A 14,853-nucleotide genomic window follows, 5' to 3' on the forward strand; every position below is an offset into this window, starting at 1 on the left:
GTGCGAATCTGCGACGCGGGCCCGGATCAGCCGAGGAGCAGGGTGAGCACGGTCGCGCCGCCGCCACCGAGGATCAGCGCCACGATGACGGTCCACGCGATGATGCGGATGCGCCGGTTGCGCTTCTCGCCGAGGTCGCCGTAGTCCTCGCTGAGGCCGTCGCCGCTCATCAGGCCACCGGCTCCGTGACGGTCGGACCGAAGTACGACGGCAGCGTGGCCTGCGAGCGCTCGCGGAGCTCGGCGGCCGAGACGGTGAAGACGTCCTGCACCTCGAGCTGCGGCTCGCTGTCCGTGACGCCGATGCGGGCGACCGGGTAGCCGCGGCCCTCGCAGAGCCCGCGGAACTTCACGTCGTCCTCGCGAGGAACGGTCACGATCACGCGGCCGGTCGACTCGGAGAACAGGGCGGTCGCGGCGTCCACGCCGTCGCGCTCGATGATCTCGTTGAGCCAGACGCGGGCACCGACGCCGAAGCGCATGACGCCCTCGGCCAGGGCCTGCGCGAGACCACCTTCGGAGAGGTCGTGCGCCGAGGAGATGAGCCACTCGTCCCGGGCGGCGGCGAGCAGTCCGGCGAGGCGCTTCTCGCCCGCGAGGTCGACCTTCGGCGGGCGGCCGCCGAGGTGCTGGTGCACGACCTCGGCCCACGCGGAGCCGGAGAGCTCGGTCGAGGTGGTGCCGAGCAGATAGATGTTCTGCCCCTCGTCCTGCCATCCGGACGGGATGCGGCGGGAGACGTCGTCGATGATGCCCAGCACGCCGACGAGCGGGGTCGGGTGGATCGGCACATCGCCGGTCTGGTTGTAGAACGAGACGTTGCCGCCGGTGACCGGAGTGCCCAGTTCGTAGCAGCCGTCTGCGAGGCCGTCGACGGTCTGCCCGAACTGCCACATGACCTCGGGGTTCTCGGGAGAACCGAAGTTGAGGCAGTCGGTGATCGCGGTCGGCACGGCACCGGTCACGGCGACGTTGCGGTACGCCTCGGCGAGGGCGAGCTGCGCGCCGGCGTACGGGTCGAGCTGGCAGTAGCGGCCGTTGGCGTCCGTCGCGACGGAGAAGCCGAGGCCGGACTCCTCGTCCACGCGGATCATGCCGGCGTCGTCGGGGAAGCTCAGGGCCGTGTTGCCGAGCACGTAGTAGTCGTACTGGTTCGTGATCCAGCTCGTGTCGGCGAGGTTCGGGGAGGCGACGAGGGCGAGGAACTGCTCGCGCAGCGTCTCGGCATCGTTCGCGCGAGGCAGGTTCTCGGCGGCGTCCGCCTGTAGGGCGTCGATCCACGTCGGGTAGGCGACCGGACGGTCGTAGACGGGACCGTCGACCGCGACGGTCGAGGGGTCGACGTCGACGATGCGCTCGCCCTGCCAGTCGATGATGAGGCGTCCGTCGCCGGTGACCTCGCCGAGCACGGAGGTCTCGACCTCCCACTTGTTCACGACGGCCAGGAAGGCGTCGAGCTTCTCAGGGGCGACGATCGCCATCATGCGCTCCTGCGACTCCGACATGAGGATCTCTTCCGCCGTCAGCGTGGGGTCGCGCAGCAGCACGTTGTCGAGCGAGACGTGCATGCCGCTGTTGCCGTTGGCCGCGAGCTCGCTGGTCGCGCAGGAGATGCCGGCGGCGCCGAGGTCCTGGATGGCCTCGACGAGCTCGCCGCGGTAGAGCTCCAGACAGCACTCGATGAGCACCTTCTCGGCGAACGGGTCGCCCACCTGCACGGCGGGGCGCTTGGTGGGGCCGCCGTCGGCGAACGTGTCGGAGGCCAGGATGCTCGCACCGCCGATGCCGTCGCCACCCGTGCGGGCGCCGAACAGCACGACCTTGTTGCCGACGCCGGTGGCGTTGGCGAGCTTGAGGTCTTCATGCCGCAGCACGCCCACCGCGAGCGCGTTCACGAGCGGGTTGGCCTGGTAGACGCTGTCGAAGACCGTCTCGCCGCCGATGTTCGGAAGACCGAGGCAGTTGCCGTAGAAGCTGATGCCGCTGGTCACGCCGTGCACGACGCGGGCGGTGTCCGGGTGGTCGATCGCACCGAAGCGCAGCGCATCCATGACGGCGACGGGGCGCGCGCCCATCGAGATGATGTCGCGGACGATGCCGCCGACGCCGGTGGCCGCACCCTGGAACGGCTCGATGAACGACGGGTGGTTGTGCGACTCGGCCTTGAAGGTGACGGCCCAGCCCTCGCCGACGTCGACGACGCCCGCGTTCTGGCCCATGCCGACCATCAGGCGTTCCCTCATCTCGTCGGAGACCTTCTGGCCGAAGCGGCGCAGGTAGTTCTTGCTCGACTTGTAGGAGCAGTGCTCCGACCACATCACCGAGTACATCGCCAGCTCGCCCGAGGTGGGGCGGCGGCCGAGGATCTCCTTGATGCGCGCGTACTCGTCGTCCTTGAGCCCGAGGGCGCCGTACGGCTGCTCCTTCTCGGGCGTCGCGATCGCGTTCTCGACGGAGTCGGGGACGTGCTGGGGGGAAGGTGCAGGGGCGGTGGTCACGCGCACTCCAAAGGAAGGGGCCGGCGGGGCGTGTTCAGTCTACCGGCGCGGTCGGGGCCGTTCTCTCGTGCGTGCTGTCGCACGGCGTCGGGGTGGGAAGGCGGCGGCGTCATGGCAGCTCGGCGAGGCTCAGGCCCTGTGCGCGTGCGGCGGCCGCCAGCTCACGGTCGAAGGTGAGGAGCGCGGTGACCACGTCGCCGAGTTCGAGTGCGGCGGCGAGGTGGAGAGCATCCAGAGTGCGGAGCCCTGAGCCTGCCCGGATGGCCGCGGTCAGCGTTTCGTCGTCGAGGGAGACGAGCGCGACGCGGTCGAGGAGGTCGACGACGGCCTCGCGGTCGAGGGAGCGGCGGTCGGCGAGCGCGTGCAGCTCCACGGCGAGGAGGCGCGAGGAGACGAACTCGCTGCCGTTCGCGAAAGCGCGGACGACCGCTTCCGACCCCTCTTCCTCGATGAGTGCCTTCGCAGCCGCTGAGGTGTCGAGGTAGATCACGACCGGTCGGCCCGAAGCTCGTCGAGGATCTCCGTCACGGACAGCGAGTCCGGCACGGGGGCGCGGCGGAGCGGACCGCTCGCGCGGGGCAGCGTCACCCGCCCGTTGGCGATCATGCGCGTCCATGCCGTCTCGGCGGGCGGCGACAGCTCGGCGATCGGGCGCCCGCGGTCTGTCACGGTCAGGTGTTCGCCGGCGGTGACGCGCGCCAGCACCCGCGCGGTCTGCTGATTCAGTTCGGTCTTCGACACGGTGCCCATCTCCTCAGGGTAGATCCAAAGTAGTAGAACTACTAGTTCTCCGATTCGTGGGTCCAGTGAACCATCGCTCGGCGACATTGCGAGGCCGCACGGACGGATCTCCCCGAAGGCTCTGGATAACTCTCCTGAAGGGCGGCGTCAGGAGGAGGAGTGCGCTGCCGCGAACCGCTGCGCCAGCATCCCCGCCGCTTCGCGCAGGGCCTCGGGCCGGACCACCGTGAACGGCGCGTCGAACCGGGCCACCGCGGCGAGCACACCCGTCCATGACCAGGAGCCGACCGTGACCCGGCACGAGTCCTCCGACAGCGGCACCGCAGCGCCGTCTCCGACCCACGGCGCCACCTCCCTCGCGGGCAGGGCGATGTCCACCACCCCCGTGCACGGCCAGCGGTCCTCGGTCGTCGAGCCCTTGGCGCGGGCGGCGAGGAAGGTCTGCGCGTCCGCGGCGGGAAGAGGCCGCGGCGCGAAGGAGGGGCCGGTCGGCGTCCGCGGCCGCAGTCGATCGAGGCGATACGTGCGCCAGTCGGCCGCGTCCTGGTCCCAGGCCAGCAGGTACCAGCGGCCCTCGCGCGCCACGACGGCATGGGGCTCCGTGCGCCGTGGCGGGCGGTCCCGCTCGGAGCCGTAGTCGAAGCGGAGCACCTTCCGGTCGCGTACCGCCGCGCTCGCCGCCTCCAGCACGGCCGGCTCGGCGCGGACCTCGGCGGGTGCTCCGTCGAAGCGGATCCCGTCGATGCGGTGGCGCAGGCGCGAGGGCATGACCTGACGGACGGTCGCGAGAGCGCGCTGAGCGGCCTCGGTGACCTCGATCCCGGTCGCGCTCGCACTCTGCAGGGCGACGGCGATCGTCACGGCCTGCTCGTCGTCGAACAGGAGCGGCGGCATATCCGACCCCGCTTCGAGGCGATAGCCGCCGTACGGGCCCTTGCTCGATCCGATGCGGTAGCCGAGCGTGCGCAGCCGATCGACGTCGCGGCGCACCGTGCGCGGTGTGACGCCGAGGCGGTCGGCGAGCTCCCCGCCCGGCCAGTCCCGTGTCGCCTGCAGCAGGGACAGCAGCGCGAGCATCCGCGACGAGCTTCCGGTCATGGCTCCATTCTGTGCGAGGAAGCGGACAGAAACAGACCTCTACTGCTGTGACGGTGGGCTCACACGGTCCGATCGGCGGGCCGGGACACGGAGGACACCATGACTCTCACGACCACCACCCACCTCATCTTCCGCGGCACGGCCCGTCAGGCCCTCGACTTCTACCGGTCGCTCTTCAGCGGCGAGGTGACCGCGGCGACCTACGGACAGTTCGGGATGCCGGAGGGCGTTCCCGGGTTCGACAAGCTCGTGTTCGGGCAGCTCGACGGGCCCGTGCGGCTGATGGCGTACGACATCCCGGGCGCGGATGACACCGCTGCGCCCTCGGGAGCCACCCGCCGCGAGAACGGGATGACGATCACCGACCGCTCCTTCTTCCAGTCGCTGCGGGCGGACTCCCTGGATGAGCTGCAGCCCGTCTGGGACGCTCTCGTCGAGGGGGCGACCGTGATCGAACCTCTCGCCGCCTCCGCCTGGTCCGCCGGTTTCGGCATGCTCACCGACCGCTTCGGCGTGACCTGGGTCCTCGACGTCGCCTGACCGCGTCGGACGCTCGACCCGGCCCCGTGCGGTCGACCCGGCCCCTTGCGCCCGTCCGCAACGGGCCGGGATGCACGGAACGGGGTGGATCACCGAGCGGCGTCCCTCCTGAAGTCGACCCGGCCCCGTGCGGTCGACCCGGCCCCTTGCGCCCGTCCGCAACGGGCCGGGATGCACGTAACGGGGTGGGTCACCGCCCGTGGGCGACATGACATGTCAAGGGCCTCTTCGTCGTCGGTCGCCTGACGTAGAAAGGAGGAGACGAAAGGCAAGGCATGGCCGCAGGAGACATCGAGACGTTCTCGCGCAACGGCATCTGGTTCAACCGGATCCAGGGCGAGTCGCACACGCTGGGCAGCAGCTTCGAGTCGATGGAGGAGGCGGTGAAGGTCGGCCGTGGCGCGGCGACGGCGCGTCAGGTGCAGCATTTCGTGCGCACCGAGGAGGGGCCGTCCGACGACGTGGCCCCGAATGAGGCCCACCCGCGCGACCTCATGTGGTGAGTCGCGGATGATCCTGCAGGCCTGCGTGAACGGTGCCAGGGATGTCGCGGAGCATCCGTGGCTGAGCGCCGACGAGACGGTGGTGGCCCAGGACGCCGCGGCGGCCGTGGATGCTGGTGCCGCAGAGATCCACGTGCATGCGAAGGACGCCGCCGGCCGCGACTCCCTGACGCCCGAGGATGTGCGGCGGTGGCTCGGAGCCGTCCGTGCCGCGGCGCCGAGAGTGCTCGTGGGAGTGACGACCGGCGCCTGGGCCGAGCCGGACGTGTCGAGGCGCCTCGAGGCGATCGAGGGCTGGACGGAACTCCCCGACTATGCCTCCGTGAACTGGCACGAGGCCGGGGCGGACGAGGTGGCGGCGGCGCTGCATCGACGGGGGATCGGCGTGGAAGCGGGTATCTGGGACGCGGCAGGGCTCGAGGCCTGGCGGGTCTCCCCGGTCCGTGGGGTCTGCCTGCGCGTGCTGGTCGAGCTTGCCGCGGAGGCCGCCGACGTCGTCCGTCCGCACGCCGAAGGACTCATCGCCCACGTGGCGCGCGAGGAGCCCGACCTGCCGATCCTGCTGCACGGTGAGGAGCTGTCGGCCTGGCCCGCCCTCGACCTCGCCGGGGAGCTCGACCTCGACACGCGGATCGGCCTGGAGGACACGCTCCTCCTGCCGGACGGCGCCGACGCCCCGAGCAACGCCGCCCTCGTCCGCGCCGCCCGCGCCCGCCTCCCCCGCGCCTAGCTCCGCCGCACCGTGGCACCCGTGCGGGTGCAGAAACGTCCCTCTCTCCGCGGATTCCGGTCCCTTTTCGCACTCTACGGCGCAGACCCGCTTGTGCGAGTACAGAACCGTGCCTCACCGCGCAGACTCCCGCCCGTTTTCGCATTCCCCAGCGCCGGCCGCACACGCCCTGCCGCGGATGCGAAACCGCTCCTCCCGTGGCGCGCTTCGGTCCGTTCTCGCACTCCGCGCCGCGGGGACTGATCCCGGCCCTTGAACGCGAGTGCAGAACCGCACCTCCCGTCGCCGGTTCCGGGGCGTTCTCGCACTCGACTTCGGAAGGGGGCGGTCCGAACCGTGTCAGGGTTTTCCCGACGAGGACGAGCGCCCCTACGCTGGAGCGATGTTCGCCGGTGCCTCCGTCTACTTCCTGCTCGTCTACGTGGTCGTCCCGCTCCTCGCGCTGCTGCTCCTGTGGCTGATCATCTACTCGGCGGTCCGGGCGGCACTGACTGCACCGCCGCGCCCTCGCCGCGGAGCGCACCACCGCGCCGGACACCCCCTGATCCTGCGCTTCCAGCGCTCTCGTGCCCGCATGCCTCGCCCCTGACGTCGGGTGCAGGTGCAGAACCGCTCCTCCCGCCACCCGGCTCCGGCACGTTTCTGCGCTTCCCTGCACGGGTGCCCGTCCGGGACACCGGCGCGGGTGCCGAAACGTCCCTGGTCTTGCCACTAGCGGAACGTTTCCGCACTCCCCAGCGGGTGCGCCACTCCGCCTCAGTGCGAGTGCAGAAACGTCCCTGGCCTCGCCCGCTCCGGAACGTCTTCGCACTCGCAACGTCATGCGCGCCGCGCGGGACCCGGTGCGGGTGCAGAAACGTCCATAGTTCCGCCTGTCACGGAACGTTTTCGCACTCCGCACCCGCAGGAGGCCGCACGAAGACCCCCGGACTCACCCCGCACTCCACCCGTCCCAGTCGGGACGGTCAACGATGCAGAAGCGGTTCCCCTCGGGGTCTTCCATGATGATGTAGTCGGCGTCGTCGGGCCGGCCGTCCCAGTGCACCTCCCGTGCTCCGAGCCCGGCGAGGCGCTGCACCTCGGCAGCCTGGTCCTCCGCGTAGATGTCGAGGTGGATGCGCGGCGGCAGCACACGCTCCGAGTGGTGCGCGTCGAGCGCGATGCAGGGCGCGTCTGCGTCGCGGGGTTTGAGTATGACCCAGTCGTCCTCCGCGGGGTCCCGTTCGACGTAGTCGAGGGCGGCCTTCCAGAAGGCGGTCTGGGCCGGGAGGTCGTCCACGCGGATCACGATCGACACGATCTTCAACATGCGGCGAGGGTACGGCGAGGGAGGGTGTCCGCGGAGGGGCTTGCGCCGCCGCGGGGGATCAGCTTCCGGAACGGCCGAAGTCGCTCGTGAGCCACTCCTCGACCGACGCGAACGGGAACTCCCTCTCCGCGAACACTCCCGGCACCGTCCGCACCTCGCGTATCCGGTCGAGCCGGAACAGCCGCCAGTCGTCGCGGTCGATGTCGAAGCCGACCACGTACCACCGCCCTCCGCGGAGGACGTGGCGATGCGGTGCGATCACCCGTTCCGAAGCGTGATCGTGCTGGTCGGTGTAGCTGAATGCGATGCGCGCCCCCTGGGCGACTGCGTCCGCGAGTGTCCCGACCGCAGCCCACGCCGCGGGCGCCGGCTCTGCGCGGAGGATCTGCGTGGACAGCGCCGTCGCCGCGGCCCGTCGTCGGAGGCCCGGCGGGAGGACTTGCTCGATCTTCCCGCGAGCGACGGCGGCGGCCGGGTCTTCCGGGCTCCACGCTTCGAGGACGAGCAGCCCGGTGATGATCGCGGTGACGTCGTCGGCGTCCAGGAGCAGCGGCGGGATGCGCGTCCCCGGTCGCAGGCGATAGACGGCGCCGGGACCGGGGCGGGAGTGCACGTCGTAGCCGAGGTCGCGCAGGCGCTGCACATCGCGGCGGACCGTCCGCGGGCTCACCGTGAGGCGGGCGGCGAGGTCGGGCACGCTCCACTCGCCGCCGGTCTGCAGCAGAGACAGCAGATGGAGGGTGCGGTGCGAGGGGGCGTCCACGGCTCCATCATCGCTTGAGATGCGGCCGGAATCAGGCCGTATCCGTTCGTAGCGTGGATCGACAACGACCGAGAGGACCCTCATGCGCATCGCTGTCACCACCCCCAACGGCCACGTCGGGCACCACCTCACGCGGATGCTGATCCGCGCCGGCGTCCGTCCCCTGCTGCTCGCCCGGAACCCGGGTGCCATCGCCGCCGACCTGCGCCCGTACGTCGACGTCGCGCAGGCCGACTCGCAGGATCCCGAGGAGGTCGTCGCCGCGACGCGGAACGTCGATGCTCTGTACTGGGTGGATCCGTCGGTGTTCTCCGACGACCCGCTCGCCGACTACGCGCGTGCGAGCGAGGCCCTGGTGCAGGCCGTCCGGGCGAACGGCGTCCGGCGCGTGGTGTTCCAGAGCAGCGTCGGGGCGGAGAAGCGGCACGGCGTCGGCGAGATCGACGGCCTGGCCGGCACGGAGGTCGCGCTCGACGCCCTCGACATCGACGTGACGCATCTGCGCTGCGGCTACTTCTTCACCAACCTGTTGCTCGACGTCGAGTCGCTGCGGGCAGGGACGCTCGCCACCGTGCTGCCGCTGGACTTCCGGATGCCCTGGGTGGCGCCGCGCGACATCGCGGAGGTCGCCGCCCTCACGCTGCTGAACGGGGAGTGGAGGGGGCGGCGGGTGCAGGCCGTGCATGGACCCGCGGACCTGGGCTGGAGCGAGGTCGCCGCGATCCTGACGCGCGAGCTCGCGCGAGAGGTGACCGTGCAGCGCATCGACGACGAGGAGATGCGCCAGGGGCTCCGCGCCGCCGGGATGCCGGAGGCGATGGCCGAGGCCGTGCTCGGGATGTCGACCGGGCTCCGCGACGGCTTCGTGGCCGAGCAGGCGCGGTCCGTCTTCTCGACGACGCCGACGACTCTCGAAGCGTGGGTGCGCGAGGAGCTCCTCGGGGTGGTGTGACCGGCATCCTGCCGGAACCGGTCCCGTCCGATATGGTGCGGCCATGGAGACCACATCCGAGGTGATGCACGAGACCGATGACGACGCACGGTCAGGGACCGCGCCAGAGGCGGAGCAGGCCGAGCGCGCGGAGCGGCGCCGGCTGGCCGCGAACCGGTTCGGATGGATCGTCGCGTGGGGTGTGTCCGTCGTCGCCCTGATCGTCGGCATCAGTCTCACGGGAGTCGGGACGGTCAAGCACATCGTCGAGTACAGCGACAGCTACGACGTCTTCACGCGCGAGGTCTGGCCCGCGGGTCTCGTGCTCCTGGGCGTGGGTGCACTCGGCATCATCGCCACCGCCCTCGCCACCATGGTCCTCACGCAGAGGCGCTGACCCCGGACGGAGAACGCCCCCGCCGTTCGGGTCGGCCGGGGGCGTCGGTTCCATGGAGTCGCGTTACTGCACGGACCAGCCTCCGTCGGAGGCGAGGATCGCGCCGTTGATGTTCACGGCGTCGTCCGAGAGCAGGAAGGTGATCGACGCGGCCAGGTGCTCGGCGGTCGCGACGGTCGGGATGGCCTGCTGGAACGGGGCGAGGCGGCCCGAGCCGTACTCGGACATGTGCGGGGGCATCGGGATGCCAGTGGCGACGCCGCCCGGGGCGACGGAGTTCACGCGGATGCCCTTCGGCCCGTACATGAACGCGGCCGACTTGGTGACCCCGATGATGCCGTGCTTGCTGGCCGTGTAGGCGTTGCCCGAGGCGTTGCCGCGCAGGCCCGCCTCGCTCGACACGTTGAGGATCGCGCCGCGACCGGCCTTCTCCATGACGGGGATGACCGCGCGCATGAGCTTGAACGGCGCGGTGAGGTTGATCGCGATGACGCGGTCCCACACGGCATCCGGGGTCTCGCCAGCAGGGGAGAAGTCGTCGTTGATACCGGCGACGTTCGCGAGCCCGTCGATGCGGTCGCCCGCGGCGGCGAGCACGGCGTCGATCGCGTCCTGCTTCGTGAGGTCGCCCGCGACCGTCACGATGTCGGCATCCGGGAGCTCGGCCTTGAGGGCGTCGAGCTTCTCGGCCGCGATGTCGCTGGCGATCACGCGTCCGCCTTCGCGGGCGATGCGCGAGGCGGTGGCCTTGCCGATGCCGGAGGCGGCACCCGTGACGATGACGGTCTTGCCGGCGAAGCGGCCCGCCGTGACCTTCTCGGTCCAGCCCTCGGAGGCGTTGTCCTCGGGGATCTCGCCGTTGTTCGCGGCGCGGACGAGGTCGTCGACGACCGACTGCGGGAGCTGGCCCTGACTCATGGCGACGAGCTGCTGCAGGGGGAGTCCGAGCACGGGGGTGAGGAGTTCGGGGTCGGCACCCGTCTGCTCGAAGAGGCCCCGGATGAGCGGGCCGCCGGTGGGGTCGTTCATCCAGTCGCCGATGGTGGAGTGTGCGGTGAGGGCCATGCTCTTTCTCCTTGCTCGGGTTTCGCAACGGTGCGTCTACTTATGTCCCAGTGTACGCCTCTGTACGCTCGAAAGGTGCCCCGTCCTCGCAGTGAAAAGGCCCGCCAGTCCGTGCTGGAGGCGATGCGTCGTGCGCTCGCCGCAGACGGGTACGAGGCCGTGACGATCGAGGGTCTCGCGGCTGAGGCGGAGGTGTCGAAGCAGACGATCTACCGGTGGTGGCCGTCGAAGGCCGCGATCCTCGGCGAGGCGCTGCTCGAAGGGGCGGTCCCTGGTTCGGATGTTGTCGTACCGATGACGGATGACCTCGGCGCGGACCTGCGTGCGTGGTTCACGGCGGTGTCCGCGGGACTGGCCCGGCCTGAGGGCGTCTCGCTGGCGCGGGCGCTCATCGAGGTGACGGCGGCCGACCCGGAGCTGGGTCTCGTCTTGAACGCGCGGCTGGCGGCGCCGATCCGGGAGTGGGTCGCGGAGCGGGTGTCACGCGGACGCGCGGACGGAGACGTGCGAGCGGACGTGGATGCCGCCGCGGTCGCCGACGAGTTCATCGCGATCGCCTCGTACTCCGCGCTGATCGGGCAGCCGTTGAGTGCGGAGCGGGTGGAGGAGACCGTGGTGCGGTTGCTGCGGGGGATCGCGGCGACTGGTCGCTGAGGCACCGCTCATCGGCCTGCTCGACAAGGTGTGAGACGCTCGCGGCCACGTGACGGGTGGCTCCGGCGGACGCAGAATATTAGTAGCGTCCTCATATGTATGCTTTCATTGCTCATGTGGCCCAGCTTGGCGGGTGAGGTCAACTATCGGCGGGCCGCGACGAGTGAATGGACCCACGAGATGTTGCAAAGAACGCGCGAACTCATCGTCGCGATAGCCGCCACCCTTGCCCTCACGGCAACGATGGCTTCACCAGCTCATGCCTCCGACAGGGCCGTTGATGGCGTGGAGTCTGTTTCGGCCACCATTGAGGCGGCGACCCCGACAACGACTCTGTCCGAGCCGGGGGTGATCGAGGGCGGCCGGTTGAGCACGACGGTAGGGGACATGTCAGCGGCAGTACCGCTTTCGGCTGACGAGAACGTCGTTGTGAATGTGCTGATCGATGGAGGCACCCAGACGGAGAGTCGGGCCATCGAGCTACCCGACGAAATTCCCATCAGCGATGGCTTGGTGGCCGAGGATGGCACCGTTGTCTTCACTGCCGACGACCGTTCGGGTGATGCAGTTGCTGTGCAGACGCTCGCCGACGGATCGACGCGCATCCAGACCGTGCTGGGCGGTGCCGAGAGCCCACACGAATTCGGATACCGCATGGATGGCTATCAGCCGTACCAGAGTGACACGGGTGAAGTGATCTTCTTGGGCGAGTCCGGAGATTATGTGCCCGTTGCGGCTCCGTGGGCGACTGACGCGAATGGTGCCGCGGTGGAGACGCGGTATGACGTGCGAGGGGATGAACTGTTCCAGGTTGTGGCCCCGAGCGCGGCCACCGCGTACCCAGTGGTGGCTGATCCGAGCTGGATCTGGAACGGCCCCATCTGGGGCATGGAGCTCACGCGTGCTGAAACCTCGCGGGTCCGGGACTACTCGGCTGCGCTCGGGATGTGTGGAATCTTCACAAAAGCACTGCCGAAGGTGTTCCAGGCATGCGCTGTCTTTGGCTCATACATTGTGGCTCAGGCACATATCGCTCAAGGGGACAACCCCAAGACGTGCTTGTTCTTCACTGCCGCGCCGGTGCCAGGGGTCATCATGAGAGTGAAGTGCTGACGAAGGAGCGATGACAATGGTCTTGGAAATCGGCGGCGAGCTCGCTGTCTACCTCGTCGTCGGAGCCCTGGGGAGCAGTATCGGTATCAGCTCCGGGATGACCCTCCCTCGAGGTCTGGGAGTGGTCGTAGCGATCGTCAACGTGATTATCGTGGGCGGCGTTGTCGCTGTGGGATTCCTATTCGGGTCAGAGGTGCCGTGGATTGGACCGCTCTTTGTGTTCGCGGCTCTGGTGATGAGGGTGGTGACGGGGGCGATGGAACTGGCTCGTTTACCCGCGCTGAGTGAGGAGCCCTTCGTTCACCGAGCCGTGTTGGTGTTCTCTCCTCGACGAGTTCGCATCCCTGAGAACGCGAACGCGCGTGATCCCGAGGAAGCTCTAACCCCAGAGTCTGCTTGAACAAAGGTGGAGTCGTGACTGTGAACGACGGACACCATGGTCTACATCGCCATCGGGGTAGCACTCCTCCTCTGGGAGGCCTTGGTCGAGCGAGTGGGTCGGAAGTTGGGTACTTCCTCGCCATCCTCCCTGTCCTGGTGTGGGGCGGAGTTCTCGCGTGGTTCACCTGGTCGGGTGGCACCGATCGCTCCACTGGAGACGCTCTTCCTGCTTACCTCTTGGTAGGGCTGTTCGCGTTTCTGGTTGGAGTGAACCTCACCACTCGACGCGAGCCTTCAGATCGTGCTCGGCAGAGGTGACCTGGTGGAAACTCACCCAGGCTCCGGGACCGGTGCGCAGGCTCGGGACTGTGAGGATCGAAGGCCTCAAGGAGCCGGAGGGGCGCAGGTCACGTCGACGCCGAAGCGATGTCGTCCGCGTGCTGGGAGTAAGACCGTCGCTCGCGTTCCGTCGGAGCAGCACGCGCGGCATCGCGAAACGCTGACCTCGCTTCTTCGACGCGCCTGAGGCGCTGCAGGAGATCGCCCCGAACCGCTGAGTAGAGGTGGTGCCCTCCCAGCGAGCTCTCGAGCGCCTCCATCAATGCGAGGGCTTCGGCCGGTCGTCCCGCGTTCGCGACGGCGACCGCACGATTCAGGCGGACGAACGGCGATGCATCCACCTGCTCCAGCACCCCGTAGATGTCGGCGATGCGGGCGTGGTCGATCTCCATGCCCGGGTCGGGGCGGACGTACTCGGCCGCGACGGTGGCGCGGATGAGGTGCCGTCCGCCGTGGATGCCCGCCCGTGCCGCCTCCTCGACGGCGTCGTCGAGAAGCCGCAGCCCCTCCTCGATCTCGGAGACATCCCACAGTTCGCGATCCTGTTCGTCGAACGGCACGGACAGGCCGTCGGGCGTCGTGCGTGCTGCACGGCGGGAGTGCTGAAGAAGAAGGAGGGCGAGAAGCCCCGTGAACTCGAGTCGAGCCGGGGAGTCCGCGGGGAGCAGCTGCCGGCACAGCCGAGCAAGGCGGATGGCCTCGGCGCCGGGGTCGGGCTGGAGCGTCGGATCGGAGTAGCCGATGGTGAACAGGGCGGACAGGACCTCGCAGACGCTCGCGCTTCGACTGTCGAGCTGCGCGGCATCCGGAACGCGGTACGGGATGTTCGCGTGCGCGATCTTGGCTCGAGCCCGCACGAGTCTCTTCTCCATCGTTGCGGGTGCGACCGCGAAGATCCCGGCGAGCTGTTCGATCGACACGTTCAGGACAGTGCGGAGTGTCAGCGCCGCGCGGGCTTCCAAGGTCAACGCGGGGTGGCAGGCGGTGAAGATCAGCTTCAGCCGCTCGTCCCCGTGCGGGAACGCGTCCTCGTGGTCGTCGGTTTCCGGGGTGTTGTCGACGCCACCGGGCGGTGGCTCGTGCTCCAGTCGAGCCACCGCCCGGCGCTCGGCGTCCGCGTGCCGGACGAGGTCGATCGCGCGTCGGCGCGCGACGGTCGTGACCCAGGCGGCGGGGTTCGCCGGAACCCCGTCGCCTGGCCACCGCTCGACCGCTCGAGCCAGAGCGTCCTGCACGGCGTCTTCGGCGAGGGTCCAGTCGTGGACCGTGCCGATCACGCTCGCGACCACGCGGCCGTACTCGATCGATGCCACGTGCCGAACGGCGGCCATGGCATCCGGAAGCGTGCCCGGCGGCCCTTCCGGCATGGTCACATCGTCACCCGAGCGGCCACACGGGCCGCACCTCCACCAGGCCGAACCGGGCCATCGGGTGTGCGGCGGCGATCTCGATCGCGGCGTCGAGGTCGTCGGCGTCGATCACGTCGAACCCGGCGATCCATTCGCGGCTCTCGGTGAACGGTCCGTCGGCCACGATCCGCTCGCCGGCTCGGACGCGCACGGTCGTGGCGTCTTCGACGGGCCGCAGACGGTCGCCCAAGACGTAGGAGCCGCTGTCCTGCAGCGACGCCACCCACTCTCCGGCGTTGTCCTCGGCCTCGACGTAGGGCTCAGCGGTCGGGTCGGTGCAGATGAAAAGTACGTAGCGCATGTGTTCTCCTCAAGGTCTTTCTACATCTACTTACCCAGACGACGGACGACCACCAGCGCACAGGACACCGGTCCGGAAAATG

Annotated in this window: 19 protein-coding genes; 9 read left to right on the forward strand and 10 right to left on the reverse strand. The window is 69.5% G+C overall.

From position 1 onward, the window contains the following. Window positions 1-26 precede the first annotated feature (26 nt). The 5 genes from BLU02_RS17600 to BLU02_RS10960 all read right to left on the reverse strand — a co-directional run bounded on the left by BLU02_RS17600 (window position 27) and on the right by BLU02_RS10960 (window position 4,336). Complete coding sequence (locus BLU02_RS17600) at window positions 27-170, reverse strand: hypothetical protein (RefSeq protein WP_017202962.1); 144 nt, start codon at window positions 168-170, stop codon at window positions 27-29. Next, the gene (purL, locus tag BLU02_RS10945; protein ID WP_060921286.1) at window positions 170-2,497 is read right to left on the reverse strand and encodes a phosphoribosylformylglycinamidine synthase subunit PurL; all 2,328 of its coding nucleotides are present in this window, start codon (window positions 2,495-2,497) and stop codon (window positions 170-172) included. The genes BLU02_RS17600 and purL overlap by 1 nt, the downstream gene beginning before the upstream one ends. Window positions 2,498-2,606: 109 nt before the next feature. Beyond that, a complete protein-coding gene (locus BLU02_RS10950; RefSeq protein ID WP_060921287.1) occupies window positions 2,607-2,987 on the reverse strand; it encodes a PIN domain-containing protein in 381 nt (126 codons plus the stop codon). Next, window positions 2,984-3,247, reverse strand: a complete 264-nt coding sequence (locus BLU02_RS10955; protein ID WP_060921288.1) for a type II toxin-antitoxin system Phd/YefM family antitoxin — start codon at window positions 3,245-3,247, stop codon at window positions 2,984-2,986. Before BLU02_RS10955 ends, BLU02_RS10950 begins: the two co-directional genes overlap by 4 nt. Before the next feature lie 138 nt (window positions 3,248-3,385). Next, window positions 3,386-4,336, reverse strand: coding sequence for a helix-turn-helix transcriptional regulator (locus BLU02_RS10960; protein ID WP_060921289.1), 951 nt, complete (start codon window positions 4,334-4,336; stop codon window positions 3,386-3,388). Between the two features lie 99 nt (window positions 4,337-4,435). Here BLU02_RS10960 and BLU02_RS10965 point away from each other — a divergent pair, with 99 nt between their 5' ends. The 4 genes from BLU02_RS10965 to BLU02_RS10980 all read left to right on the forward strand — a co-directional run bounded on the left by BLU02_RS10965 (window position 4,436) and on the right by BLU02_RS10980 (window position 6,698). After that, entirely contained in the window at window positions 4,436-4,876 is a 441-nt protein-coding gene (locus tag BLU02_RS10965; protein WP_060921290.1) for a VOC family protein, read from the forward strand. Between the two features lie 275 nt (window positions 4,877-5,151). After that, window positions 5,152-5,379 (forward strand): hypothetical protein, encoded by a 228-nt coding sequence (locus BLU02_RS10970; RefSeq protein WP_025104100.1) that lies wholly within the window; start codon window positions 5,152-5,154, stop codon window positions 5,377-5,379. Window positions 5,380-5,386: 7 nt separating this feature from the next. Next, a complete protein-coding gene (locus tag BLU02_RS10975; protein ID WP_060921291.1) occupies window positions 5,387-6,109 on the forward strand; it encodes a 3-keto-5-aminohexanoate cleavage protein in 723 nt (240 codons plus the stop codon). Between the two features lie 382 nt (window positions 6,110-6,491). After that, window positions 6,492-6,698 (forward strand): hypothetical protein, encoded by a 207-nt coding sequence (locus BLU02_RS10980; protein ID WP_060921292.1) that lies wholly within the window; start codon window positions 6,492-6,494, stop codon window positions 6,696-6,698. A 342-nt stretch (window positions 6,699-7,040) separates the two neighbouring features. On the opposite strand, the gene BLU02_RS10985 is transcribed toward BLU02_RS10980, so the two are convergent. Then, entirely contained in the window at window positions 7,041-7,418 is a 378-nt protein-coding gene (locus tag BLU02_RS10985; RefSeq protein WP_060921293.1) for a VOC family protein, read from the reverse strand. Window positions 7,419-7,476: 58 nt separating this feature from the next. After that, entirely contained in the window at window positions 7,477-8,181 is a 705-nt protein-coding gene (locus BLU02_RS10990) for a helix-turn-helix transcriptional regulator (protein WP_060921294.1), read from the reverse strand. An 82-nt stretch (window positions 8,182-8,263) separates the two neighbouring features. Between BLU02_RS10990 and BLU02_RS10995 the strand changes: the two genes are divergently transcribed. Together BLU02_RS10995 and BLU02_RS11000 are read left to right on the forward strand one after the other, a co-directional pair. Beyond that, window positions 8,264-9,133: an NmrA family NAD(P)-binding protein gene (locus tag BLU02_RS10995; protein ID WP_060921295.1), complete on the forward strand. Its 870-nt coding sequence runs from the start codon at window positions 8,264-8,266 to the stop codon at window positions 9,131-9,133. A 43-nt stretch (window positions 9,134-9,176) separates the two neighbouring features. After that, window positions 9,177-9,509 (forward strand): hypothetical protein, encoded by a 333-nt coding sequence (locus BLU02_RS11000; protein ID WP_060921296.1) that lies wholly within the window; start codon window positions 9,177-9,179, stop codon window positions 9,507-9,509. 63 nt (window positions 9,510-9,572) lie between these two features. Here the strand turns inward: BLU02_RS11000 and BLU02_RS11005 are convergent, their stop codons facing one another. Next, complete coding sequence (locus BLU02_RS11005; RefSeq protein ID WP_060921297.1) at window positions 9,573-10,574, reverse strand: SDR family NAD(P)-dependent oxidoreductase; 1,002 nt, start codon at window positions 10,572-10,574, stop codon at window positions 9,573-9,575. 75 nt (window positions 10,575-10,649) lie between these two features. Here BLU02_RS11005 and BLU02_RS11010 point away from each other — a divergent pair, with 75 nt between their 5' ends. The 3 genes from BLU02_RS11010 to BLU02_RS11020 all read left to right on the forward strand — a co-directional run bounded on the left by BLU02_RS11010 (window position 10,650) and on the right by BLU02_RS11020 (window position 12,741). Further along, window positions 10,650-11,228, forward strand: a complete 579-nt coding sequence (locus BLU02_RS11010) for a TetR/AcrR family transcriptional regulator (RefSeq protein WP_231919559.1) — start codon at window positions 10,650-10,652, stop codon at window positions 11,226-11,228. Window positions 11,229-11,327: 99 nt separating this feature from the next. Beyond that, window positions 11,328-12,341: a hypothetical protein gene (locus BLU02_RS11015; RefSeq protein ID WP_060921299.1), complete on the forward strand. Its 1,014-nt coding sequence runs from the start codon at window positions 11,328-11,330 to the stop codon at window positions 12,339-12,341. A gap of 16 nt (window positions 12,342-12,357) precedes the next feature. Next, window positions 12,358-12,741 carry a hypothetical protein gene (locus BLU02_RS11020; RefSeq protein ID WP_157547049.1) on the forward strand — a complete coding sequence of 128 codons (384 nt, stop codon included), beginning with the start codon at window positions 12,358-12,360 and terminating at the stop codon, window positions 12,739-12,741. 388 nt (window positions 12,742-13,129) lie between these two features. Here BLU02_RS11020 and BLU02_RS11025 read toward each other — a convergent pair whose 3' ends face one another. Both BLU02_RS11025 and BLU02_RS11030 read right to left on the reverse strand, forming a co-directional pair. Then, window positions 13,130-14,428: an RNA polymerase sigma factor gene (locus BLU02_RS11025; protein WP_082749942.1), complete on the reverse strand. Its 1,299-nt coding sequence runs from the start codon at window positions 14,426-14,428 to the stop codon at window positions 13,130-13,132. Between the two features lie 10 nt (window positions 14,429-14,438). Then, window positions 14,439-14,771: a YciI family protein gene (locus BLU02_RS11030; protein ID WP_060921302.1), complete on the reverse strand. Its 333-nt coding sequence runs from the start codon at window positions 14,769-14,771 to the stop codon at window positions 14,439-14,441. Between the last annotated feature and the right edge of the window lie 82 nt (window positions 14,772-14,853).

The organism is Microbacterium paraoxydans (assembly GCF_900105335.1).
GTDB lineage: Bacteria > Actinomycetota > Actinomycetes > Actinomycetales > Microbacteriaceae > Microbacterium > Microbacterium paraoxydans.

Excerpts from the sequence above, each read along its gene's own strand:
- BLU02_RS17600 (WP_017202962.1), bottom strand. The coding sequence starts at position 170 with ATGAGCGGCGACGGCCTCAGCGAGGACTACGGCGACCTCGGCGAGAAG.
- BLU02_RS10995 (WP_060921295.1), top strand. The coding sequence starts at position 8,264 with ATGCGCATCGCTGTCACCACCCCCAACGGCCACGTCGGGCACCACCTC.
- BLU02_RS10955 (WP_060921288.1), bottom strand. The coding sequence starts at position 3,247 with ATGGGCACCGTGTCGAAGACCGAACTGAATCAGCAGACCGCGCGGGTG.
- BLU02_RS11020 (WP_157547049.1), top strand. The coding sequence starts at position 12,358 with ATGGTCTTGGAAATCGGCGGCGAGCTCGCTGTCTACCTCGTCGTCGGA.
- BLU02_RS10965 (WP_060921290.1), top strand. The coding sequence starts at position 4,436 with ATGACTCTCACGACCACCACCCACCTCATCTTCCGCGGCACGGCCCGT.
- BLU02_RS10985 (WP_060921293.1), bottom strand. The coding sequence starts at position 7,418 with ATGTTGAAGATCGTGTCGATCGTGATCCGCGTGGACGACCTCCCGGCC.
- BLU02_RS11025 (WP_082749942.1), bottom strand. The coding sequence starts at position 14,428 with ATGCCGGAAGGGCCGCCGGGCACGCTTCCGGATGCCATGGCCGCCGTT.
- BLU02_RS10960 (WP_060921289.1), bottom strand. The coding sequence starts at position 4,336 with ATGACCGGAAGCTCGTCGCGGATGCTCGCGCTGCTGTCCCTGCTGCAG.
- BLU02_RS11000 (WP_060921296.1), top strand. The coding sequence starts at position 9,177 with ATGGAGACCACATCCGAGGTGATGCACGAGACCGATGACGACGCACGG.
- BLU02_RS10975 (WP_060921291.1), top strand. The coding sequence starts at position 5,387 with ATGATCCTGCAGGCCTGCGTGAACGGTGCCAGGGATGTCGCGGAGCAT.
- BLU02_RS11030 (WP_060921302.1), bottom strand. The coding sequence starts at position 14,771 with ATGCGCTACGTACTTTTCATCTGCACCGACCCGACCGCTGAGCCCTAC.
- BLU02_RS10970 (WP_025104100.1), top strand. The coding sequence starts at position 5,152 with ATGGCCGCAGGAGACATCGAGACGTTCTCGCGCAACGGCATCTGGTTC.
- BLU02_RS11005 (WP_060921297.1), bottom strand. The coding sequence starts at position 10,574 with ATGGCCCTCACCGCACACTCCACCATCGGCGACTGGATGAACGACCCC.
- BLU02_RS10980 (WP_060921292.1), top strand. The coding sequence starts at position 6,492 with ATGTTCGCCGGTGCCTCCGTCTACTTCCTGCTCGTCTACGTGGTCGTC.
- BLU02_RS11015 (WP_060921299.1), top strand. The coding sequence starts at position 11,328 with ATGCTTTCATTGCTCATGTGGCCCAGCTTGGCGGGTGAGGTCAACTAT.